The sequence below is a fragment of the Nostoc paludosum FACHB-159 genome (assembly GCF_014698835.1).
GTDB classification, from domain to species: Bacteria; Cyanobacteriota; Cyanobacteriia; order Cyanobacteriales; family Nostocaceae; genus Nostoc; species Nostoc paludosum.
This window is the reverse complement of the sequence record NZ_JACJTU010000020.1, coordinates 118,491-142,917: the sequence shown is the minus strand read 5'-3', so window position 1 is coordinate 142,917 and position 24,427 is coordinate 118,491. Positions and strand designations below refer to the sequence as shown.

General features: G+C 40.8%; 19 protein-coding genes. 8 read left to right on the top strand and 11 right to left on the bottom strand.

Annotated features, from left to right (window positions below; genetic code table 11):
• The first annotated feature begins 443 nt into the window (after positions 1–443).
• Positions 444–1,115, top strand: a complete 672-nt coding sequence (locus H6H03_RS20875; RefSeq protein WP_190956989.1) for a hypothetical protein — start codon at positions 444–446, stop codon at positions 1,113–1,115.
• Between the two features lie 167 nt (positions 1,116–1,282).
• Here H6H03_RS20875 and H6H03_RS20870 read toward each other — a convergent pair whose 3' ends face one another.
• The 5 genes from H6H03_RS20870 to H6H03_RS20850 form a co-directional block, all read right to left on the bottom strand.
• Positions 1,283–1,885 (bottom strand): cytochrome c oxidase subunit 3, encoded by a 603-nt coding sequence (locus H6H03_RS20870; protein WP_190956988.1) that lies wholly within the window; start codon positions 1,883–1,885, stop codon positions 1,283–1,285.
• Positions 1,886–1,980: 95 nt separating this feature from the next.
• Positions 1,981–3,642, bottom strand: coding sequence for a cytochrome c oxidase subunit I (gene ctaD, locus H6H03_RS20865; RefSeq protein WP_190956987.1), 1,662 nt, complete (start codon positions 3,640–3,642; stop codon positions 1,981–1,983).
• A gap of 86 nt (positions 3,643–3,728) precedes the next feature.
• Positions 3,729–4,655, bottom strand: a complete 927-nt coding sequence (locus tag H6H03_RS20860; protein ID WP_190956986.1) for a cytochrome c oxidase subunit II — start codon at positions 4,653–4,655, stop codon at positions 3,729–3,731.
• Between the two features lie 83 nt (positions 4,656–4,738).
• Positions 4,739–5,356: a DUF2231 domain-containing protein gene (locus H6H03_RS20855; protein ID WP_190956985.1), complete on the bottom strand. Its 618-nt coding sequence runs from the start codon at positions 5,354–5,356 to the stop codon at positions 4,739–4,741.
• Entirely contained in the window at positions 5,353–5,853 is a 501-nt protein-coding gene (locus tag H6H03_RS20850) for a DUF2231 domain-containing protein (RefSeq protein ID WP_190956984.1), read from the bottom strand. The genes H6H03_RS20855 and H6H03_RS20850 overlap by 4 nt, the downstream gene beginning before the upstream one ends.
• Positions 5,854–6,837: 984 nt before the next feature.
• Here H6H03_RS20850 and H6H03_RS20845 point away from each other — a divergent pair.
• Together H6H03_RS20845 and H6H03_RS20840 are read left to right on the top strand one after the other, a co-directional pair.
• Positions 6,838–7,410, top strand: a complete 573-nt coding sequence (locus H6H03_RS20845) for a chemotaxis protein CheB (RefSeq protein ID WP_190956983.1) — start codon at positions 6,838–6,840, stop codon at positions 7,408–7,410.
• Positions 7,411–7,414: 4 nt separating this feature from the next.
• Positions 7,415–9,592 carry a hybrid sensor histidine kinase/response regulator gene (locus H6H03_RS20840; RefSeq protein ID WP_190956982.1) on the top strand — a complete coding sequence of 726 codons (2,178 nt, stop codon included), beginning with the start codon at positions 7,415–7,417 and terminating at the stop codon, positions 9,590–9,592.
• A 69-nt stretch (positions 9,593–9,661) separates the two neighbouring features.
• Here H6H03_RS20840 and H6H03_RS20835 read toward each other — a convergent pair whose 3' ends face one another.
• The 3 genes from H6H03_RS20835 to H6H03_RS20825 all read right to left on the bottom strand — a co-directional run bounded on the left by H6H03_RS20835 (position 9,662) and on the right by H6H03_RS20825 (position 12,282).
• Positions 9,662–10,027, bottom strand: coding sequence for a DUF2237 family protein (locus H6H03_RS20835; protein WP_190956981.1), 366 nt, complete (start codon positions 10,025–10,027; stop codon positions 9,662–9,664).
• Positions 10,028–10,150: 123 nt separating this feature from the next.
• A complete protein-coding gene (locus H6H03_RS20830; protein ID WP_190956980.1) occupies positions 10,151–10,798 on the bottom strand; it encodes a GNAT family N-acetyltransferase in 648 nt (215 codons plus the stop codon).
• A 164-nt stretch (positions 10,799–10,962) separates the two neighbouring features.
• Positions 10,963–12,282, bottom strand: a complete 1,320-nt coding sequence (locus tag H6H03_RS20825) for a GTPase family protein (protein WP_190956979.1) — start codon at positions 12,280–12,282, stop codon at positions 10,963–10,965.
• Between the two features lie 818 nt (positions 12,283–13,100).
• On the opposite strand from H6H03_RS20825, the gene H6H03_RS20820 reads away from it, so the two are divergent.
• From H6H03_RS20820 to H6H03_RS20805, 4 genes are all read left to right on the top strand, one after another.
• Positions 13,101–15,086: a dynamin family protein gene (locus H6H03_RS20820; RefSeq protein WP_199339015.1), complete on the top strand. Its 1,986-nt coding sequence runs from the start codon at positions 13,101–13,103 to the stop codon at positions 15,084–15,086.
• A gap of 20 nt (positions 15,087–15,106) precedes the next feature.
• Positions 15,107–17,191, top strand: coding sequence for a dynamin family protein (locus H6H03_RS20815; RefSeq protein ID WP_190956978.1), 2,085 nt, complete (start codon positions 15,107–15,109; stop codon positions 17,189–17,191).
• 20 nt (positions 17,192–17,211) lie between these two features.
• The gene (locus H6H03_RS20810; RefSeq protein ID WP_190956977.1) at positions 17,212–19,206 is read left to right on the top strand and encodes a dynamin family protein; all 1,995 of its coding nucleotides are present in this window, start codon (positions 17,212–17,214) and stop codon (positions 19,204–19,206) included.
• A 63-nt stretch (positions 19,207–19,269) separates the two neighbouring features.
• Complete coding sequence (locus H6H03_RS20805; RefSeq protein ID WP_190956976.1) at positions 19,270–19,428, top strand: hypothetical protein; 159 nt, start codon at positions 19,270–19,272, stop codon at positions 19,426–19,428.
• A 417-nt stretch (positions 19,429–19,845) separates the two neighbouring features.
• Here H6H03_RS20805 and H6H03_RS20800 read toward each other — a convergent pair whose 3' ends face one another.
• The 3 genes from H6H03_RS20800 to H6H03_RS20790 all read right to left on the bottom strand — a co-directional run bounded on the left by H6H03_RS20800 (position 19,846) and on the right by H6H03_RS20790 (position 22,069).
• Positions 19,846–20,010 carry a hypothetical protein gene (locus H6H03_RS20800; RefSeq protein WP_190956975.1) on the bottom strand — a complete coding sequence of 55 codons (165 nt, stop codon included), beginning with the start codon at positions 20,008–20,010 and terminating at the stop codon, positions 19,846–19,848.
• 247 nt (positions 20,011–20,257) lie between these two features.
• Positions 20,258–20,809 carry a response regulator gene (locus H6H03_RS20795; protein WP_190956974.1) on the bottom strand — a complete coding sequence of 184 codons (552 nt, stop codon included), beginning with the start codon at positions 20,807–20,809 and terminating at the stop codon, positions 20,258–20,260.
• 552 nt (positions 20,810–21,361) lie between these two features.
• Positions 21,362–22,069 (bottom strand): rhomboid family intramembrane serine protease, encoded by a 708-nt coding sequence (locus tag H6H03_RS20790; RefSeq protein ID WP_190956973.1) that lies wholly within the window; start codon positions 22,067–22,069, stop codon positions 21,362–21,364.
• Between the two features lie 159 nt (positions 22,070–22,228).
• Between H6H03_RS20790 and H6H03_RS20785 the strand changes: the two genes are divergently transcribed.
• Positions 22,229–24,358 carry a tetratricopeptide repeat protein gene (locus tag H6H03_RS20785; RefSeq protein WP_190956972.1) on the top strand — a complete coding sequence of 710 codons (2,130 nt, stop codon included), beginning with the start codon at positions 22,229–22,231 and terminating at the stop codon, positions 24,356–24,358.
• Positions 24,359–24,427 lie beyond the last annotated feature (69 nt).

The following is a 24,427-nucleotide window of genomic DNA, read 5'->3' as shown; positions in this document are numbered from 1 at the left end:
TTTGTTAAGGTTTAATTACCATAATATTTGGTATTTTACTCAATAAGTTGGTATTATCTTCAGTACATTGCACAGATACACTGAATTCATTTAGAAAAATGCAAACCTCTTCTGAGATTTGCAGCTAATTTTGGTTGTTGATTCATTAGTTTTTAATAACTCATATTGAAAACTAGCTATTTTGTGTCGTGTGGTAAAGAGTTGAGAGGTGAACAATTTGAAGCTTTTATGTTTTCTAACAAAATTTCTTGTCAACTGGCTTAGTTTTGCCGATAAAGACACTAATTTTGGTTAACTAAACACCTTTGACCAAAACTATCTACAGAAAATTTTAAATTACTGAAGTATAGAACTTCAGGTTACAAACGAAACATACAGCTTGGTTTAATTTTGAATTATGCTGTAACTTTTTCAATATTCCCTAAGAAACGGAGAAATGTTTTATGCGTTTTAGGCGCAAAATATCCATTGCATCTTTAATACTATCAACGCTCGTTTTCTGGCAGCCTACTTTAGCTGACTCAAATAGTAGTCTTCCCAAGATTCGAGAACAAAAGATAGCATCTATTTGGAACAAAAATAAGTGTGCTGGAGGTGTTTCACAAAGTTTTCGGTTGGATGGAGAACTCAATAATCCAACTACTTATCACTTGTACAAGCTGAAAAATTTGCGGAATACTTTAAAAAATCAAAATCCAGGATTAGTTACTGAAATTACTGTCAGTTTTCAAACTGGCTCAGGGCCAAGAACAGAAACATACTATGGAGTTCCCTTATGGGAGTTGATTAATAATCCAAAAGCAGGAAGTGGCCTCAAGCCTGGAAATTCTGGAGTGAATCCTAAAAACTCTTTTCTACGACAATATGTTTTAGTTGAAGCTACAGATTGTTATGGTGCAGTAGTGGCTATTGGAGAAATTCAACCCAACTTTGAAGGAAAAACAGTACTAGTTGCCTTTGCAAAAAAAGGTAGTGATGGTAAAGTCGTATATTTAGCAGATGAAGGATTTGCTCGTTTAGTAGTTCCAGGTGACAAAGCTGGAGGTCGTTACGTTAGTAATGTGAGAAATATTATTGTATTATCTGCTCCTCCTTCTCCTTTGAAAGTAAAATAGGCAAGAGGCAATAGGCAATTAAATTGTGATAATTTATTTTTTGTAAGTTGAAATCATTGGTAAGAGACAAAATCCCTGAGTTATCAAAAAACCCAGGGATCTGTAACTTGAAATTCTTACAAATCGGATTGGCATAGGACTTACACACAAGATATGCCCATCAATATTTATTGCCACAGATAGATGAGGACAAACAAAATAATCCAGATAACATCGACGAAGTGCCAAAACAATGAAGTTGCATTAACGCCAAAGTGGCCTGTGTCGTAATTACCAGGAATGAAAGAGCGTACTAAAATAATCAACTGCAACAGAATACCAGTCAAAACGTGCAAACCGTGGAAACCTGTGAGCAAATAGAACGTGCCACCAAATACTCCTGAAGTGAAGCCAAAGGCGAGGCTATTCCATTCAATTGCTTGCCCAACTAAAAAGTAAGTTCCCATCGCCATTGTTGCTAAAAGAAACAGGCGAAATTTCATTAAGTCATGGCGTTGAAGGGCGCGTTCTGCTAAGTAAATTACAAAGCTACTGGCAACAAGAACTACTGTATTGATTGCCGGTTCTTTGACTTCTAGTCCAGAAACACCAGCGGGTAGCCAGTTGGGAGTTGTTGTTTTGTAGATTATATATCCGGCGAAAAAACTTAGGAAAATTACGCTTTCAGAGAGTAGGAAGACAATGAAGCCAAACATTTTGTTGCCTTCTTCATCGTGGCTATGTTCTACCTCTGTGTGGTGTAATTCGTGGGAATTGATATAGCTGTCCATTGGTGGAGTTTGCTTTTTGAGGGGTAATTTGAAACGCAAAGGTACGCAAGGGGAAGCGCAGAGGTACGCGGAGGGTTTCTGCGTCTTCCCTGGCGTTATTCGGGGAGGTTTGCTGTTAAGGGTTCGGATTTGCCGTAGCCGTAGGGTTCGGAGACGATGATGGGGATTTCTTCAAAGTTTTCGACGGGGGGTGGTGAAGAAACTAACCACTCTAGTCCAATTGCCCGGTGCGGGTTATCGGGTGCTTTCTCGCCTTGCATCCAAGAAATTACCATGTTGAAAATGAAGGGTAAGGTCGATACTCCTAGGAGAAATCCGCCGACGCTAGCAACGATATTCCAAGATGTATATTCTGGGGCGTAGGAAGCAACTCGGCGTAACATTCCTTGCAATCCTAAAGGATGCATGGGCAGAAAGTTGAGGTTGGTACCGATGAAGGTTAACCAGAAGTGGATTTTGCCCCAACCTTCGTGGTACATCCGACCGGTCATTTTGGGGAACCAGTGGTAAATGGCAGCATACAAGCCCATTGTCACGGTGCCGTAGAGGACGTAGTGGAAGTGTCCGACTACAAAGTAGGTATTGTTAACGTGGACATCCACTGGCACGGAGGAAAGCATAATCCCTGTGATGCCGGCGAAGACAAACATGATTAATCCACCCAAGGCAAACAGCATTGGGGTCTTCAACCGCAATTTTCCGCCCCAAATCGTTGCTACCCAAGCAAAGACTTTAATTCCTGTGGGGACTGACACAAACATGGTTGTCAGCATGAAAATCAAGCGCATCCAACCTGGTGTACCGCTAACGTACATGTGGTGTACCCAAACGATACCGCTGACTACAGCAATCAAGATGGATGAAACGGCAACTACTTTGTAACCAAATAGAGGTTTACGGGAATAAACTGGGAAGATTTCCGAGAAAATGCCGAAGATGGGCAAAATTATCACGTAAACGGCGGGGTGGGAGTAGAACCAGAAGTAATGCTGGAACATCACTGGATTTCCACCTCTGGCAGGGTCGAAAAAGGCGGTGCCTGCGGTGAGGTCGAGTAGTAGCATTACTGCACCTGCTGTGAGTGCAGGTAGTCCAAAGAGTTGGATGATTTGGGCGCTAAATACTGCCCAGACGAACAAAGGCATCCGAAAGAAGCCCATGCCTGGTGCCCGCATCTTCACAATTGTGGTGACAAAGTTCACTGCCCCCATAATTGAAGACACGCCGGATACCGCCACCGCCAGCAGCCAGAGGACTTGACCGTTGATTAAATTACCGGTGGGATTCTGGAGACTGACTGGAGGATAAGCCCACCAGCCTGCTTGGGCTGGGCCACCAGGAATAAAGAAACTGCTCATCAAGAGAATTCCGACTACTGGCACCATCCAAAAAGCAACGGCGTTGAGGCGGGGAAATGCCATATCTCGCGCCCCAATCATTAAGGGCACTAGATAGTTGGCAAAACCAACGAGTGAGGGAAATGTCCACAAAAACAGCATCACGGTGCCGTGCATGGTAAACATGCCATTGTAGACTGTGCGATCTATTAAATCTGATTCGGGTGTCATCAGTTCTCCCCGAATCACCATTGCAAAGATACCGCCGACGAGAAAGAAGATAAATGAGGTAACGAGATACTGAATACCAATAACTTTATGGTCGGTGCTAAAGCTGAAGTATCGTTTCCAGTCGCCTGGAGATTCGTGGTGAGAGTTCTCACCTACGATACTAATGCCGTCAATAGGAACATTAGTCATGAGTTACTTTCCTGTTAATAAATTCAGGGAGTCGGTAGTACAGACGCGATTAATCGCGTCTGTACAAGGGTCGGGAGATGGGTTTTTCAACCAGGGGAATTGACCAGAGGAGGTGCAGCAGGGGGAACTGTGGCCCAACCAGTTTGGACTGATTGATTGGATGTTTGAGCATACTCAGAAGCTGCCTGGTTTTTGGCTGGGGATGGCTTTTGGGTTGCGGCTTGGGATAGCCATTGATGGTATTCTTCAGGAGATTCGACAATCACATTGGCCTGCATGGTTGCAAAATATGTGCCACTGTATTGGGAATCTGTCAATCGGTATTGACCGGGACGGACGGGAGTAAATTCAAAGTCAATATTGTGGTTGGGAATAATATCCTGTTTGAGACGAAATGCAGGAATATAAAACCCGTGGAGAACGTCTTCTGAGTTTAGCGCTAAACGCACCCGGCGATCGCTCGGTAAATGCAATTCAGTACTAGTAACATCTTTTTCTGGGTAATGGAAGACCCAAGCCCATTGTTTGGCTAGTACGTCAATTTTTTCTACTGGTTCAGCTAAAGCTGTATCTGGTGAATCTTTCGTTGCTGCATAAGCCGATTCCATTCCCAAGGGATTATGCAGGTGAACTAGTTGGGAGGGGCCTTGAATTCCCATTTGCTCGTAAACTTGGTAGCTGTAACCTGCAATCCAAAACACCAACAAAATTGGGATTGCTGTCCAGACAACTTCTAGGGTGATATTACCTTCAATTGCGGGGCCGTCGGTAAAGTCATCTTTAACTGCGCGATGGAAGATTACAGAATACATCAAAGTACTCGTTACTCCCAAAAAGATGAAGCTACCAAGGGTTACTAAGAAACTAATCAAATTATCAATTAGTTGGGATTCAGCTGCTGCTTGTGGAGGAAGCCAAGAGTAAGCTTGTTTGCCGATCCACAGACTTGTAGCGGTAACTGCGATCGCGCCTGTAAGCAGCGTTAAAACATTTAAAATCTTCTGGATTTTCATGGTCAATATTGGATGTTGGGCATTGGGCATTGGGCATGGGGCATTGGTTATTTACTAATGACTGATGACCAATGATTAATGACTTATTTGAGTGTTGTGTTGAGGTCTTGGCCTAGTTGTAGTAGTCTATCTGCTGTGTTGTGGACGCCAAACTCGGTAGCCAGTTGCGCTCCTAGTGTGCCGTGGAGGAACATCAGGAACATGACGGCTAGGCCTGTGAGTAAATAACTCCATTGCACTTGTCTTGTTGTCTGTCTATATTCTTGTTTGCTCCAAACGAAGCGCTGCCATCCTCTCCAGATGGTCATGACAACAATTACTGCTAATAAGAACACACCACCGACACCATGCCAAAGCATGGTTTCCATTGCCTGCAATCCCCAGGCACTTTTCACCTCAGCTGGTGGTGTTGCCAACAGCATTTCGTAAAAACCTGCTCCCACGGTGAAAAATGTAATGATGCTGGAAGCGAACATGTTGTACCAGCCAACTTCAAAGAAGTTGTCACGTTCGACGGTAATTCCCAAAAATTTGAACACCCATTTTTGGAAGGGGAACAAAACACCGACAATATCGAAGGTGATACCGATGATGAATAAACCTAGTGTCAGATGGACTAAGTTGGGATGAATGGGAATCGTATAAGGTAGTCCGTTTGCGCCTAGTTGTCCGTTCAATTGGTCAATCAGTTCTGAGTTCATGGCAATAAACCATCCTTTACGGCTTCCACAACTGGTACTGTATGCAGTCCATACACCCAAACAAGTTGATCTCCGAGATATACCTGCAAGCCAACTATTAAAGTTAAAACTAGTCCGGCTCCCAGATAAGAAATCGGTACTTTTTGCGGGTTACGGGTACGAATTACATAGCGCCAAGCTGTAATGGCGGCGATGATTCCTGAAAGTGACCAACCAATTAATGTATGCAAATTCAGCACCGATTTAGCTAGGCTGTAAGGCTGTGCTAAACCAGCTTCTAACTGACCAAAAACAATGGCGACGAAAATGGCGATCGTGGCGACAAACATATTCCACCAACTCACTTCAAAAAGGCGAGTTTTACCAGTGAAATAGCCAACTACATCGCAAAAAAAGGAAAACAAGACCATCGCAATTACGAAGTGGACAACGATGGGGTGTATCGTATCTGGATACGGCAAATTATGGTCATTCAAAGATGTAAAATACTCAAGCATTGTGTTCTCCTGGACATATTTACCGCACTGGAACTAAACTTCAAACTTTTATGGACACTCACTAAGCTGTCGCCCATATAACTTGCACATTTTTTGTTGTTGGCTGTTAACCTCTGATAGTTAACTCTCAACCGTCAACTGTCAACAGCATAAGTGACTGTGCAAATTAAAAAGGTAACGGCTTAACATCACCACAAGTATCCATCTATAAATGACCGGAATCTGTTCAGCAGTTATTAGTTCTCAGGTAAGAATTCTCAAAAATCAGTCATTAGTAGCCAGAATGGTTGCAAAATCAATGCTTCTACCTCTGATTGATTTTGTTCAAATTATCAAGTTTGGTTATCCAAACCTAATTAATTCACCAATTCTGAATTCTTCTCTTATCAGTCCCCCTTAAAACCTCGATCGCTGTTCGCTGATTTAATATTTGCGCGGTGCAATATGTTTAGTCATGTCTTAGCTTTTGGTAGTCAAATCTGGTGAGTTTGCCTACAGACAATATTTTTACTGGAGATTCCTTCCCTCATGCCGACAATCTACAACAGCAATTGTTAATCTACCTAAACAAAGTCGCTGTTGTTTGTTTATTGGCTTAACCTATCTTTTAGCTTAAGTAAATTTTTATGAATTGTCAAAAAAATAAAAAATAAAACTTTAAAAATTGTTTATCTAGCAAGAAAAATAGTTTTTTTATGTATCTAAATTAGCATAATTAAAATATTATTAAACATAAATACAATACTTTTATGTAAACTATTTCACATTTACCAAATATTTATTTGTAAAGTAAATCACAAAAATATATAATCTTCAATAGTTGTGGGTAAAGACGCTATTCATCGCGTCTTTACGGAATGGGAAGATGGAAGATGAGGGAGACAAGGGAGATGAGATAGCAAGGGATAAGAATTACTAACTAATGCCCTATGCCCTATGCCCTATCCCCTATAACCATATTCGGTGGGTATGAGGCCTAAATTAGTGGCATTTAAAATTGTAGTGATTGGTACTTCATTAGGTGGATTATCGGCACTGAAAATCATTCTCCAAAGTTTGCCAGCGGATTTTCCAGTACCGATCGCGATCGTGCAACACCGTCACAAAGAGTCGAACAGCACACTCCGGCAACTATTACAAGAATCAATTTCCTTACCAATTCGAGAAGTGGAAGACAAAGACGAAATACTACCAAGACATATCTACCTGGCTCCAGCAGATTATCATTTACTTGTTGAACCAGGTCACTTTGCTCTTTCCACTGATGAGCCTGTTTCCTATGCCCGACCATCAATCGATGTGTTGTTTGAGTCGGCAGCCGATATCTATGGCGAACAAGTTATCGGTATAATATTGACAGGAGCCAACCAAGATGGTATGGAAGGTTTAAAAAAAGTAAAAGCGCGGGGGGGAATCACTATTGTACAGGAACCCGCCACAGCAGAGAGCTGCATTATGCCAGAGGCAGCAATTTCAGCTGTTGCAGTAGACTGGATTTTGACACTAAGAGACATTGCTGACCAAATGGTCAAGCTTTGTTATTTATCACGGAAATGAACCCATGCAGATGGAACCCAAAGTAAACATCCTCCTGGTAGATGATAAGCTGGAAAATTTACTCGCACTAGAGGCAATCCTAGAAAAACTAGGTGAGAATCTGGTGAGAGCTACTTCTGGGGAAGAAGCTTTAAGGTGTCTGCTGCATCAGGATTTTGCAGTGATTTTGCTGGATGTGCAAATGCCAGGGATGGACGGCTTTGAAACTGCTACTTTGATTCGCAATCGGGGGCGATCGCGTCATACACCAATCATCTTTCTTACCGCCTTCAGCACCAGCGACCAAATGCTGTTTAAAGGCTATGCGTTGGGTGCAGTGGATTATTTACTCAAGCCCCTGGACCCGAATATCTTAACTTCAAAAGTCACAGTATTTGCAGAATTATTTAAGAAAACAGAAGCCGTCAAACTACAAGCAGCCCAACTAGTAGCTGTTAATGCCGAACTCAGACAAAGTGAAGAGAGATTTCGTTCCCTGAGTACTTGTTCGCCAGTTGGCATTTTTGAAATTGATACAGAAGGACGGTGTAGGTATACCAATCCGCGTTATCAGACAATTTGTGGAGTGAAAGCGGCACAGAGCGTAGAAAAGAGTTGGCTGGAATCTGTTCATCCTGAAGATAGAGAACGAGCAGTTAATAGCTGGGCTGCCTATATTAATGAAGGTCGCGACTACTCCGAAGAATTTCGTTTTCAAACTGTTCATAGCAGCGTTCGTTGGGTTCAGGTTCGCTCATCACCGATGCTTTCCGGTCAAGGGGAATTACTGGGGTATGTAGGCACTCTCGAAGATATTACTGAACGCAAGCAAGCCGAAGAAGTCCGCGCTCAAGTAATTCGAGAACAAACAGCAAGACAGGAAGCTGAAGCGGCAAATCGCATGAAAGATGAATTTCTCGCGGTTCTCTCCCACGAACTCCGCACACCCCTAACTTCCATGCTTGGCTGGTCAAAAATCCTGCGTTCTAAGAAACTTGACGATAAAGCCACTGCCCGCGCCCTAGAGGCGATCGAACGCAACGCCACATCTCAGATGCAACTAATTGAGGATATCTTAGATGTATCAAGGATTATCCGCGGTCAGTTGCGATTAAATATATGTGCTGTGAATCTGATCTCGGTGATGGAGGCAGCCCTAGAAGCAGTGCGTCCTTTAGCAGAAGCAAAAGCTATTCAATTAAATACTGTCTTGGATACTTCGGTTGGTTCAGTGTATGGCGATCCAGCCCGTTTACAGCAAGTTGTATGGAATCTATTAACCAACGCCATTAAGTTTACACCCAAAGGTGGTAGGGTAGAAGTCAGATTATCTACCTATTTTGGATATTCAATTAACGATAGCCCTGATTTAGCGAGTAATCAAGCTTCTTTGGCATTGGAATCTAAAGATAAAAATTCCAATTCAAACACTGATGAAACTAGTAATCCAAAATCCAAAAACGTTCGAGTTAGCGAAGCCGAAGCCCAAAATCCAAAATTCCAATACGCCCAAATTCAAGTAATCGATACAGGCATTGGCATTAGTCCAGAGTTTTTACCGAAAGTATTCGAGCGTTTCCGGCAAGCAGACAGTACCACAACGCGATCGCACAATGGACTAGGACTAGGACTAGCCATCGTCCGTCACTTAGTGGAACTTCACAAGGGGACCATCTGTGCCGAAAGTCCAGGCACAGAACAGGGAGCAACCTTTACTGTGAGACTGCCATTGCTACAAGACAATCGAGCTAACAAAGGCACTAAAGAAGCAGGAGAAATTTCCTCCCTTGGGGCTTCTACTCCCCTGGCGGGATTAAAGGTTTTAGTTGTAGATGATGAAACAGATACCCGTAATTTTCTCAGCTTTATGTTTGAGGACTATGGCGCCGTTGCCACTGCGGTGTCATCAGTGGATGAAGCCTTAGCAGTACTAGAACAAACCAAACCAGATATTTTGATTAGCGACATCGGTATGTCAGAGCAAGACGGTTATACGCTAATTCGTAAACTGCGTTCTTTAGAACCAGAAAAAGGGGGACGCATTCCCGCGATCGCTTTAACTGCATATACACGAGATGAAGACCGCTTACAAGCACTTGCAGCCGGATTTCAACAGCATCTGCCGAAACCAATTGACCCCACTAAATTAATTGGTGTGGTTGTTAATGTGTTGAAACTACCTGTGGAAGTCCCCGTGAGTTAGTGGGGATTGGGGAGATGAGAGACACGGGGACGCGGGGACACGGGGACGTGGAGAATGACTAATGACTAATCAAGAAGAAGTTAGGGCGTGTTTTTTGAGATCGTCGAAGGAGACTACTTCTAAAGCTCTAGGGTGAGTTGCTGAAAGGATTACTGGGGGAGCAACGCCGGCTTCGAGGGCTTCTTGCCAGCGAGAAGCACATAAACACCAGCGATCGCCTTTTTTGAGTCCAGGAAAATTATATTCAGGAGCAGGTGTACTCAGGTCATTACCACGCGATTTGGTAAACTCAAGAAACTCTTGTGTTAATTCGGCACATATAACGTGTGAGCCAAAATCTTGACCACCTGTACGACACAAGCCATCTCGGTAAAACCCAGTCATGGGGGAAGTGCAGCAAACTTCTAGTTCTCCGCCGATTACGTTTGAATTCATTGCTTCACTTGCAGTAGTATCGTTTTGATTCTACCAAGTTCAGCTAATTTGTGAAGAGGAATTCAGAACGTTAGTAGGAATGTTATCTATTGCCTATTGCCTCTTGCCTCTTGCCTCTTGCCACTAACTATTATTTAGTTCCATTAAAGAAATTTTTTCATTGGAATAAAGCCATCTTTCAAAATTCGTTTTACAGCGCGGCCATTCTTTATCTGTCATGGCAAACCAATCGGTATCTCTGTTTTTTCCACGCACAAACATATGTTGTCGGAAACGACCTTCATAAATGAATCCCATTCGTGCAGCAGCAGTCCGACTTGCATGGTTGAGAGAATCACATTTCCATTCGACTCTACGATAACAATGGCGATCGAAAAGATGTTGAAGTAATAAAAACTGTGATTCTGTATTGACTTTAGTTTTGTGGACTGCGGGAGTAAACCATACATGACCGATTTCAGCACGGCCGTGATTGTGAGCGATCGCTAGTAATGCTACAATCCCCACTGGAGTATTTGCTGAGTTTTCAAACACTGTCCAAGTCAGAGGATCGGATTTACCTGTTAGGTTTGTTTCCATCCAGTCTTTCATTGTCGAAAGGCTATCAAATGGCCCGTAAAATAAATAATTCCATACAGCTTCTTTTTCAGGACTCCCGTGTGAAGCTGCATATAAAGCATCTATATCTCTTTGTGGAATTAAGGGATTAAGTGTGACAAATTGACCGTTGAGTTGAACAAAATCAGGTGGCTGCCAAGTTCGATTGTGCATGATTTTATAACTTTTTTCTACACAAATATTACGAATTTACTAGTAATTATTGTGTAACTTTTATTTTGAAACTTTAGGTTGAATTTTTGGTATATTATGCTCAAAAATATTAATGAATTGGGTGATTCACTGAGTGTTTGTTTTGAGAAAGAAATTGCTGAATGTTAACGTTTAATTCCTTTAAAACGTTCTTGTGCTGCCTTAAAAGCTTCTTGCATCACTGACTGAATTCTCTGGGGATCTGGTTTTTTACCTCCCATTAAATCGCCAAAGTAAACGCAGGCTGCTTCCCCTAACGCCCAGGTGTAGGCGGCAGCCCAAGATGCGGCGATCGCACTGCCGAAAAGTGGTATAAATTTAACTAATTCCCGCCCGATTGCTTGTGCGAGGAAACCACCAGCGATGGCACTTACAACGCCCCCGGCTTGGGATGGCGTAAGTGTTTGCCCGTATAATTTTCCTAACAGGCTTACCATCGAAACTTGTAGCGCCGTTAGCACCGGCATTGTGGTAAATGGCAATGGCACAGCGGCTAGGGTTGCAGACATAATCGCAAAAGGCAAAATGTAACGCCGTGCTGTATCGCGGTAAAGGTTGCCAATTTGGTTACCAGCTTCTTCCCGATTCAATAGCTGATGAATTGCTTGGGCTTCTGCTTGTGGGAGTAGTTCTGCCAGCGTATCTCTCATGGCTTCCAAGCCATAAAATACGGGGTTGTAGCCATCTTCTTCTAAAGTAAAGTCAATGAGTACACAGCGATCGTACAGTCCAGCAAAAGTCTCTTGTATAAGAGTGAATGCACGGTTGACTTGGTGAAACTCTGGTGGATAAGCAGGATGATCGACAGTATCGGGGGGATAAACTTCGTGTAAGCACGTAACCGCTAACAAACACGGAATATCTGGATACTGCTGGCGCAGCTTTTGAGCAATTTGTCGTAGGGTATCAGTTGCAAAATCATTAATTTTGACGGTCAAAACTAAGATTCTGGCGGAACGAGTCTCTTGTTGCAAATCGCCAAGTAACTCTTGAATGATTGTTTGAGTATCCTGGCGAACATCACCCAATCCCACAGTATCAGTAAAAATCAGTAACGGCAGGTCATTGGAAGGATAGGCATAGCGCTGGGTGTGTTGGGTGTGAGGGCGAAATCCTTGACCGACAATTTCGGCAGAAACTCCCGTCAGTCCACGCACAATTGAGCTTTTTCCGGCTTGGGGTTTACCTATTAACAGGGCTTCTGTAGTTGGTAGTTCGGCTCGAACTTTCTCTAAAATCTCTGCAACTTGAGTTTCACTGACACTAAACCATTCAATAACCGTTTGTGCCGCTTGTTCTACTGGTAAGAATTGCGTCAAACTTGTTGTTGCTTTGTTCCAGGCACCAACAACCCGATTTTTCCAGGGATTACCGACCGATTTGTTGGTTGCACTATCGGTGAGTTCACTGAATTGCTGAGAGTCAGAATCGTGTTGCTCAGTCATTCCCATGAGAACGGTAGATAGAATTTAAATCCCGTTTATATTTATCCTAACGTTAAATTTGGTTCAGCTTGGGTTAATTTACAGTCAAAAAATCCTTGTTTACAAACAAGCACAGAGAAATCAGATTTTAAATATTCTCTAATGAGAGTAATAAAAGAGCGCTAACGTTATTAAGAATCAGCCTGTATTTTTTGTACAAAAATTAAAATTTTAAAACAGGTGGTTTCAGCATTTTACTCTAGGTTAAAAATTTTCAAAGCTAGTCCAGAAAAGACTTTGGGGTAACTTAAAATCTGGTGACAGCTTCCTTAACATCATCCCTAACCGCGGATATGTAAATAAATATAAAGCTTATAGGAAAAGATAAATTGCATTTGTGTAGTTAAAAAAGCACATTATGTTAAATAATTTCTCTTTATCAGTATATACTGGCAAAACAATGGTAAAAATAATTTAATATTATTTTTAAGTATAAAATTTAAAAATACTTACCTATTGCCTGTTAAAAAGATAATTTTTTTGTATTAGAGAGCTAGTCCACTAAATATAGCACTCCTAAATCATTCATGAGAAACAACCAAGGACAAATGACCAATGACAAAGGACAGTCAACAGGAAAATTCTCACACATCAAATGGGATTGCTATATATGTTGACAAAAACAAAAACTGGGTATTGAGTACATATGATGCTAATTATTTATCAGGTGTTTTTGTTAAAGAGTTTAAGCTGTTTAATTTGAAATTAACAACTAATAATGATTGAAATACTTACCAGTAATTTGTTCTGGATAATAATGCAACAAACTAGCATAGTGGATGCCCAAAAACGATATTAGTTTATTAAGCGATCGAGGCAAAATGGCTGACCAAGAAATACCAGAGCAGATAGAGGTTCTTCTCAGATGTAACGAACAACTGCAATTTATTCAGGAAGTGGTTCAAAGATCTGAAATTTCTAACTCATTACAGTTTGAACTCCAACAGCAAATTGACCGAATTAGGCAGCGACAACAAGACCCTAACTTATACTTAGCAGTGATTGGTGAGTTTTCTAGCGGCAAGAGTACCTTCATTAACGCGTTGTTGAAAGACGACTTACTGAAAACGTCTGCTCTAGTTGCAACAGCAGCAGCCACGAAAATAACTCACGGTAACGATCTCAAAGTAGAAGTACATTTTTCTGGCTCTCGTGCAGGTGTAGTCACAACTCAAGCTAATAGTGAAGTTGTGAATCTACCTTGGCTTCCTAGTTCTGAAGGGATACATATCAAACGATTTGTTCATATGATCAGCTCCGAGGAAGAAGTGGCTAAAGATGTTGTCGATATTACCATTGAGCATCCAGCCACCTTCCTAAATAATGGAATCATAATTATTGATACCCCTGGTACTAATGCCGAAAACCTGAAACATGGTGCTATTACACAAAGAGTAGTTCAGCAGGAAGCCGACTTGGCAATCATTATTGTGCCTGCAACGGTGCCTTTATCCCAGACCTTAGCTGACTTTCTCTCAAACTCCCTCAAACCATACCTGCATCGATGCATTTTTGTAGTTAGTCGCATGGATGCAATTAGGCCTCAACAACAGAGTGCGCTCTTACAAGATTTACGCTCCCGACTGGTTAATCAACTCGGTATTTCTCCACCTGTGCTGCATTCGTGTTCAGCACAAGTAGCATTAGACATACTGACTGGAGAGGAACCTGTATCAGAACACTTAAAAGTTTGGCATGAGCGTTTCACCGCACTAGAAAAAATCATTATTGCTCGTCTGAGTCGAGAACGAACCTTGAGCATCGCTGAGAGCCTTCTGCGTCTTCTGGCTCAACTGTTTGAGCAGCTTGACATTCACTTGCGATCGCAATGGCAAAAGTATGAGAACCGTCAGGTTAAAATCAAGCAAGAAATGATTCCGAATTTACCTGAATTTACCGTAGAACAATATGCCATTTGTGAAAGGCAACTGAGAAACTCCATCTCCAGTTACCTAGCAAAAACAGCCAGTTGTGTAGATTCTCATCGAGAAAGCGCCAGCCAGAAAATACGTACTCAGTTATTTAGTGTCACCAGTGAGGATGCACTCAAACAGGTTCTTCAGTCTGAGGCTCAAAAGCTTCTGAAGGAGGATCAAGATCAGCTTCAGAAAGACTTACAACCTTTAACACAAAAGCTGGCCGAAGATGCGATCGTTGTAGGCAAAATTTTTGATCAGAAATTTGCCGAAGCATATCGTAGTCTCCAATCTATTGGAGGAAGAGTAGAAGCTACTAGTAATGCCAGCTACAACTTTCAAGTCAACTCCTCTAACATTGCTGTTTCTGCTCAATCCCTCACTCAAAAGCTCGACAGCAGTGATGGTACAAAAATGGGTTTGGGAGCTGCGGCTGGTGCAGTAGTAGGTAGTGTCTTACTACCAGTTCCAGGTCTTGGGACTCTTGTAGGACTAGCAGTTGGATCGTGGGCATCACGGTTTTTTATGCCCTCCTTAGATGAACGTAAACAAAAGCTTTGGGAACAGCTAACTCCAGGACTTAATTCCTACTTTGATACAGTCAAAACACAAACTGACAAAGCGGCGATGACTTACACTCAAAGCCTAGAAACTTCTCTCAAACAACGAATTGACTCTTACATCGAAAAGTACAGGACGCTCATTGAAGATATTCTACGCCAACACAAAATTGAATTGGCGCGTTTAACTCAATTGCAGGAATTAACTCAAAGAGATCTGGCTGAGATAGAAAGGCGGCAGAAACGTTTAGCCGATCAACGTCAAAAGATAGCAGCAATTAATGTTTAACTTACCTAAAAAATACAGTTATGTTTGACGATATTTTTTCCACACTTCAGAAAACAACCTCTGACTTTCTGACAGATATTGAACAAGATAAATTTGATAATTTTGAGGAAAACTTGCTTCCCATTGGTCTGAAAACCGAAGTTCCAGAAAACGATATAAACATGAACGCAGATCCCACACAGAATATTTCTCAATTTGAAAATTCACATCCTCATTCAATGAATCATTCATCCGACCAAGATTTGAACACACCACAATCAAATAACTCTGCTATAGAGTTGGAGTCATTTGTTTCTGAAACATCAGGCGGTAATGAGGAAAGTAGCAATATTACAAAAGAAGAACCATCTCAATTAATTTCATCTCAGACCTCCAAAAGCATCACCAATGTAGACGAACATATCGAACCCTGGATTGAGAGTTGTTTGAAGTTAGCTGAAACTATATCCTGTAGCGAAATAATTACAGCATTAACAGAACTCGATGTTCGATGGGAGTTTCCTGGTTTTCGGCTAGCTTTTGTTGGTGAATTTAGTCGCGGTAAAAGTACTTTAATTAACCGCTTGCTAGGGCGCGATTTGCTTCCTATGGGAGCTAGACCCACAACAGGCACTTTAATTTCAATAGTTGCAGGAGCTACTGAAAAGATGGAAGTTCGGACTCCTGACCAAGGATGGGTAGTTAGACCAATAGAGGAATCATCTTGGAATGATTTGCTAGCTAGTGAAGAAACTAAAGATAACCAAAAACAATTAACTCAAGTTCGTTTGACTTTAGATCATCCTTGGCTACGAACTATTGATGTCGAATTAATAGACACACCAGGAGCGGGAGATTTGAACAGTAGTCGTACTGCTCTACTTTGTGACCTACTAAGTCAGTGTGATGCTGCTGTCATTTTAGTGAGCGCAACACTGCCTTTTAGTATCACAGAAGCGACTTTCTTAGAACAGGAAGTAATGGGTCGCCATATTCCTAATGTCCTCGTAGCTGTCTCAAAACTTGATACAGTTGCTCCAAACCAGAAAGTGGAATTACTTGAGGTGATTCGTGAGCGTGTCATGGAGGTTTCAGAGAAAGTTCCAATTATTCCAATACATCCGTTAAATGATGATGTATCTGAGGTTGATACACTCGCAAGAGTCAGAACCAAAATTGAATCAATGGTAGAGAAAGGAGAACGTAGAATCTGGCGCAGTAGAAAAGTAGCAGGACAGTTAGTGGATTATCTCAATCAGATGGTCGATCTGAGTCAAGCAGCAATTAAGTCTGTTCAGATGAGTACTCTAGAAAAAGAACAGGCTCTGCGTCAGGCACAACAAGAAAGAGAAAATACAGAGCTTTATTGGGAAGATATTCGCTTAAATTTAGATCAGCGTCGGCTGCAACATGTCCAAACATTAAGACAGAAAGTTCTGCAAGCAAAACAGGAATTAATTGAAATTTACTCTTTTGAATTAAAGAAAGCCAAAGACCTGAAAAATTGGTGGGAGCGGGATTTACCTTTTGAACTACGACGTGAACTGCTAGCTCTTGGAAACCAATTAAGTCAAGAAATTCTCAATGAACTTTCTCATGATTTTGAATGGATGCAGAATCAAGTTACTCAAAATTTTTCTAGACAATTTGTTCGCAATTTTTCAAATTCGTCATCGACTTTGAACGTCGATGTGAATTTGAGCCAATTAGAACTGACAGATATACGCCATTACGCCCTGCTCACAGGACTAGCCAGCAGTGCAACTACAATCTGTGGCTTTATTTTTGGAGGGCCTGCCGGAGCAGTAATCAGCACTGTCGCGTGGGTTCTCAGCGATCAGTTCATTAATGATAAAACAGATGAACAAAGACGACGTTTGTCAGAAGAATTAATACTCAATATCGAGCGAATAACTGATGATTACAGTAATCGCTTATCGGAGCGTCTGAGAGAACTTTACAACCAATTGATAGAAGAGATGAGAAAAGAGCAAAAAGTTTGGCAATCTGCTTGGGAGTCAACTTTAAGAAAAAGTGCTGATACACAAGACATAACTCCCTACACTCAGTTGCTTGAGCAAGCATCTGTTCTCAAGGAAGAAATTCATACGGTTCTATCTCACTAAATTATTCATCAAGGAAGATTATGACTCAAGCTATTTATCAACAATACGAAGCATTTAAAGAAAAGCGCAATACTCTTGTATCGCTCATTCGTGAACTTCAGGGAGTACTACATGCTTTAGATATGACTGACTCAGAAAATACAGTCAAGCAATTAGAGAGTTTAGTTAAGTCAGACAGTTTTAAGGTGCTGGTAATTGGTGAATTTAAGCGTGGTAAGAGTACTTTTATCAATGCTATGCTCGGCGATGAAATTTTACCAGCTTATGCTAGACCTTGTACTGCCATTATCAACGAAGTCAAATGGGGAGAACCGCGACGAGTTTTACTTCATCACGCAAAGACAGAAGATAGTCAAAATTTGCCGCCTCAAGAAGTTTCAGTAGATCAACTTGAGGAGTACGTTGTGATTCAAGATGGTGTTAGTGAAGTGCATGGAAATCGTTACGATAAAGTGGAACTTTTTTGGCCATTAAAGCTTTGTGAAAATGGAGTAGAAATTATTGATTCTCCAGGGTTGAATGAGCATGACATTCGTCAAAAAGTCACTATGGACTATTTGTCTCGTGTTGATGCTATTTTGTTCGTACTCTCTTGTGAAGCATTAGCTTCCAAGTCAGAATTAGATGTCATTGACAATATCCTCAAACCCACAGGACATGAAGATATTTTCTTCATCTGCAACCGCTTTAATATGATTCGAGCTAAGGAACGGGAAGATGTTAAGCAATATGGCATTTCTCGGTTAGCTCCTAGAACTAAACGTGGTTCGGAACGAGTCTTTTTCATCAGTGCCCTTGATGCTTTAGAAGGGCGGATTGATAATGACGAAGAACGAATTACAAAATCTGGGATGTTGCAAGTTGAGCAAGAATTAGAAAAGTTTTTAGCTAACGAAAGGGGAAAAATTAAAATCCTTCGTCCTGCACGGGAAGTGCAAGCTGCCATTTATGCAGCACGACGAACTATCCCTGAACGAGATTCTATGTTGAAGACTGATTTGAAGACTTTGGAAGCAAGACTTGAAGGTGCTAAAGAGCCTTTACATCGTCTAAAAGCAGAACAAGACCAAATAGTCAGACGTATTAGTAATTTTTGTGATGATATCAGAATAACTGTGAGTACAGAAGGATGCAGTTTTTACCGCACCTTGCCGGAGAAAGTTAATGAATGGATTAAAAAACTCGAAACTAAAACTTCTGTCAACTTGATGTCTTTGGAGGGTGCAAAACCACAAGTCGAAAGATTGGTTCAAGAAGTCGTTACTTACCTTTCTAGTCAAGTTGAAGCTGAATTTGTGGAATGGCAACGTGACAAACTACAACCAATTGTTAGTCAACGTTTAGAAAATCTTTTCCAGGAATTAGATGAGCGAGCAGAGAGTTTTATCGACAAAATTGATGGTATAAAGTTTGAGGTTTCAGGTGGCTCTGTAACTACGGATGATGTAGGACCTCGACAGGTTGGTGCCCTGGAACGTGTATTATCTGCTGCTGGGGGGTTAGTTCTGGGAGGTGTTTTCTTGGGTGGGGGTATGGCTGCTATAGGTGCTACCCTTGGCTATCAGGAAATGCTCAAGAGTATTATTCCACAATTAGCTCTTGGTATCGGAACAGTTTTTTTGGTGGGACTGAATCCTTGGGTTTTAATTCCGATTATGGCTGGAGGAGGTGTAGTTCAAACGTTCATAACCTCTAACGCTACTACTAATAAAGTCAAGGAAGAGGTAAGTAAAAGGTTTGCTGCTTCGCTTCGTGATTCGGCTCAACAGCGTGGTAATGAAGTGGCTGATGCAGTTTTAGTCAAATTACGTGAGATTCAGGAAGCTGTAAATCAAGGACTAGGAAAAGAGATTCAGAGTGTTAGCGATCAGGTCAATTCAATTGTCTCTGAGAAGCAGAAGGGTCAAGTAAATGTCGATCAAAAGCTGCGAGAACTAGATTCTCTCAGAAGAGAAATAGATGTAATTGACAGTGAGTTAGATACTCTGATTGTTGAAATTGCAATGCCTAGTTAGTGTAGCCAGCAAATTGTATTCACGAAAAATTAGTTTCAATCAATTAAATTAGGAGTGAGCTTTATGCAAGCAATTATTTGGCTGATTCTCTGGGCAGCTATGGGTTTTGTTTGTATGCAAATTGCTGAAAAGAAAGGTAGAAATCCAACACTTTGGCTTGTAGTCGGATTTTTCCTGGGAATTTTGGGAGTTTTGATTGTAGCTCTGTTACCTCATGCTTGAATGACAAGCAAAACTATTTAGGTATTGAGCCAAAATGCCGATCTGGACGATCTTTATCAAGAAGTAAAAAATAAACTTCTTGCAGAAGTCGGGGAAAGGGCAATACGGTTCGGTTAACGTGTTTATTCCTCGAAGATCCCCCCAACCCCCTTAAAAAGGGGGGCTTATAACCCTCTTTTACCCCCTTAAAAAGGGGGTCGCTGTAGGCGGGGGGATCTTAACCGAACCGTATTGGGGGAAAGGGGGAAAGGTTTGGTATTTTCCTTTCCCCTTTAACATGTATCCCTTTTCCCACAAGAGTGCAAAAAACACTTTTGCAAGAGGTCTAATAAAGTTGTCAGCACTTAATCCTTAAGAAGGGTGCGTTATGTCTATGGCTAACGCACCCTACTGGCTACTAGAATTTTGAATTTTCTTTTAAAGTAGAACTTTGGTTTTATCGATGAAATTAGCTTGAGTTTTGGGATAGTATGTTTGTTTTAAAACTGGCATTTCTAGCCAGCATGTCCGACAAAAATAGTAAATTTCTTGACGCCGGATATGGCGCAAAAGCTGATGAGAACAGCATGGACAGTTATTCATTGCTTTTTCAATTTATGAAAAGGTTTTTTAAAAAAATGTTTAGATAAATTAATAAATTGTTTATCTAACTATTTAAATAATTATGGTTTTGCTAAATAATATCTTCTGTAAAAACACTTAAAATAAACAGAGGATTTTGGAAAAATCAAAATTCCAAGTACATTTACTTAAGTAAATCTTACGCAGGTTAATTTTCCTATCAAATATATACCTTTAATATATCAGTTAGGGACAGTGTTTCAGAAGGTTACTTAGTATCAGATTGAGTCATCAAACCAACGATCGCCTCGACTAATTCATCTGGATCTATTGGTTTGGGAATATGCAGTTGAAATCCTGCTTCTAGTGCTTGCTGTTGATTGATTTCCCCAGCATAAGCCGTCAGAGCGATCGCTGGTACGTGTCCGCCTTCTTGAGGCGATCGCTTTCTCACTTCACGCATCAGCATATAACCATCTGTTTTTGGCATTCCAATATCACTGATCAAAACATCCGGTATCGACTCAGACAGTGCTTGTAATGCTTCTTGTGCTGATGCAACGGCGGTTACTTCTACACCGTAATCTTGCAGAATAAAGGTTACTAAATCACGAATATCAGGTTCATCATCCACCACCAAAACTTGAGTCTCACTGGGAAATGGGGTATCAGGGTCAGAAATAAAAGACTCATCTTCCTTATACCCAAGCTGTTCATTTGTGACTAAAAGCGGTAACTTGGTGGTGAAAGTTGGATTAAATTCTTCTCCAAGACTTTCTGCTTGAACCTTTTCACTGTAAATTAAATTAACATTTAGCATCTGACGTACCGTTTATAACTAAACAATACCGACTTGAACAGTAGGCATCCGCTAGTGTGATGAGTATCGATTTTTCAGATAAAAAATACAATCTATCAAAAGGCACAGAAAGAATTAAAAATTGTGAAATATTACTAACTTCTTAATTATGATTTTTGCTTATATGCTTAGTTTTGCGAGGGTAGCTAAGGAATTTAAGCCAAAAGATATATAGCAATTTTATTTAATTTGTGAGAAGGGCAACCCTCGGATTGCGAATTTGAGATTTTAAATTTTGGATTTGGGATTGAATTAAGATAACTCCAACAAATAAATGATTCAATTGGGCAATCTAAAATCCAAAAATGAGTCACGTCGCTTCTCTACGAGACGCTACGCGTAGCTTGCTTCCCCGTAGGGGTACGCTCCGAATTCAAAATTCAAAATTCAAAATTAACGATCTCCATAAATAAATTTAGCGCGAAGTTTGAGCGGCGGTTTCCGCCGTTGGCGCAGCCCGCCGCAGGCATCAGAACTTCGTAAGAGAGGGGCTTGTATCCTTTTCGTTTTCGGTCACCTGGTAAACGCCCTAAACCGCATGAAACCTGCACCAAAAACCAATCCTACAATCTGACCCCAGTAAATAATACCAGATTGATTTACACCAACAGGGGGAATATTTAAACTACCAATGCCATAAAATAGCTGTTGAAAAAACCACCATAATATATATAAAAATGCTGGAATTTCCAGGGGTATATACACAATTATCAAAGGCAAAACTGAGTAGATTTTCGCTTGAGGAAACTTGATAATATAGGTTCCTAAAACAGCTGCGATCGCCCCATTCGCACCAATCAATGGAACTCTCAAACTTGGTTCAATTAAAATTTGTGCCACCCCCGTCACAACGCCAGCCGCTATGTAAAATCCTAGATAGCGCCTATGTCCGAGAATATTTTCTACAGTCTTACCAAAAACCCATAAAAATAGCAAATTTCCCAATATTTGACTAAAACTTCCATGCAAAAATATGCTAAAAATTAGCGATAATATACGCCAAACCACAACTATCCAAGCAGCAAAGTTCAAAGAAATAGCATTTGTAATTGCCCCACTAATCTGGGCAGGAATCAATCCCCAACTATTGACAAAATAGCCCAATTCATCGCTAAATTCTAGTTTCAGTTCCCATAAAAACACGGCAATATTAATGCCAATAAGCCAATAATTAATTATCGGCTTATTGCAACAACGAACATTATCACTAATAGGAATCATAAATTAGTTATTAGTCAATGGGCATGGGGCATTGGGCATGGGGCATTGGGTAGTAAACAGTGGACAGTTAACTGATAACTGTCAATTCCCCATCTCCCCATGTTTCCCTTAACCTGTGGCAAAATCGAAATCAGATTGCACTTATACTGGGCAAACGAGATGTTGGGAAACACACTTGTTGGAAGATACCAAATTATTAGTAACTTGGGAGGTGGGGGTTTTGGTGAAACTTTTGTTGCTTATGATACTCAATTACCTGGTTCGCCTCAATGTGTGGTCAAGAAACTCAAGCCCCAAGCAGATGACCCAGTAACTTTGGAAACGGCGAGGCGTTTATTTGATACAGAAGCTCAAGTTTTGTACAAATTAGGCACTCACGATCGCATTCCCCAACTTTTAGCTTATTTTGAAGAAAACGCCGAATTTTATCTCGTACAGGAATTAATTGAAGGTCATGACCTGAGTGAAGAATTAATACCAGGGAAAACCTGGAGTCAAGACCAAGTGGTTTCACTTCTACAAGAAATTTTGACAATTTTAGAATTTGTCCATCAACAGAATGTAATTCACCGTGATGTGAATCCTCGAAATATTCTCAGACGGGATACTGATGGCAAGTTAATCTTAATTGATTTTGGTGCAGTTAAACAAATTGCTACCCAAATTATTACTCCCCAAGCTTCAACTCAATGTACCGTTGCTATTGGTACACCTGGATATATTCCTGGGGAACAAGCTCATGGTACGCCAAAATTAAGCAGTGATATCTATGCTACAGGGATAATTGCTATTCAAGCTCTGACTGGATTATCTTCTGAAGAAATAGTCAAAGATCCCGATACTAATGAAATTGTCTGGCAGGATAAAACGACGGTAACGCCAGAATTTGCTCAATTTTTAGATAGAATGGTGCGCTATGATTTTCGACAACGCTACCCTTCGGCAACGGTGGCATTAAAAGCGCTGCAAGAATTATCACAACCCCCGGCTGAAACAATAGCATTAACTCCTATTTCACCACCAAATAAGATAAAAAAAACTCAACAGAAAAAAGGTTTATTGGGTAAGTTGGTATTAGCAATCTTTTTGTTTGGGGTGGCTGGAGTAGGATCGATATTGATTTTGAACCACGTTAATTCTAAGAATGCCATAGAATTATCTAAACAAGGAAATACACTTTTTGATTTGCAACGTTATCAAGAAGCGTTAGCAGTATATGAAAAAGCAGTTAATATTAGACCAGATTACGCTCAAGCGTGGAATGGTCAAGGCAAAACCCTTTCGCAATTGAAAAAATATAAAGATGCTTTAGCAGCATACGACAAAGCAATTCAAATCAAGCCAGATTATTTAGAAGCTTGGGTTGGACGAGGTTTGGCTTTTGACAATTTACAACGATATCAAGAAGCGATCGCTTCTTTTAACAAAGCTTTAGAATTAAATAGTCAAAATCCCCAAGTCTGGAATGCCAAAGGAGATGCTTTAGGTAATTTAAAACAATATGACCAGGCAATTGAATCTTATCAAAAAGCATTGGAATTGAAAGCAGATGATTTTGAAGCATGGTACAAAAAAGGATTAGCTTTACAAAATCTCAAACGATACAATGAGGCGATCGCTGCTTATGAAAAGGCTGTTGAATTCAAACCAGATTACGTGTCAGCTTGGTACAATTGGGGGAATGCTTTGGTAAATTTACAACGCTATAAAGATGCGTTTACAGCTTATGATAAGGCAGTGCAATACAAGCCAAATTTTTATCAAGCTTGGTTGTCTAGAGGTAATACCCTCATGAATTTACAACGTTACCCAGAAGCAATTGAATCTTTTAACCAAGTAATTAAATATAATCCCAGCAACTATCAAGCATGGTATAATATAGGCTGGTCAATGCATCAAACCCAACGTTATGATGCTGCAATAGAATCTTATAATAAAGCAGCAAATTTTAAGAAAAACGATTATCAACTTTGGTATAACTTGGGAAATTCACAATATATTTTGCAAAAATACGAAGACGCGATCGCATCTTATGATAGAGCAGTTCGCTATAAACCAGACCATTACGAAAGCTGGTATAGTAAAGGCAATGCTCTATTCAATTTGCAACGCTATCAAGATGCGATCGTTTCTTACAATCGAGCAATAAAATATAAGCCTAATTACCAACAAGCAATAAACGCCCGCGACCAAGCCCAAATTCAACTAGAAAGCCAAAAATCAAAGCCTGTAATTGTGCCAATTCTCCCAACTCCTAATTCCACTAATCCACCACAGACGACACCCTAGTTAGGGCTACAGATGTAGAGACGTTGCAATGCAACGTCTCTTATCCCCCATTCGTCTACCGATTTTTGT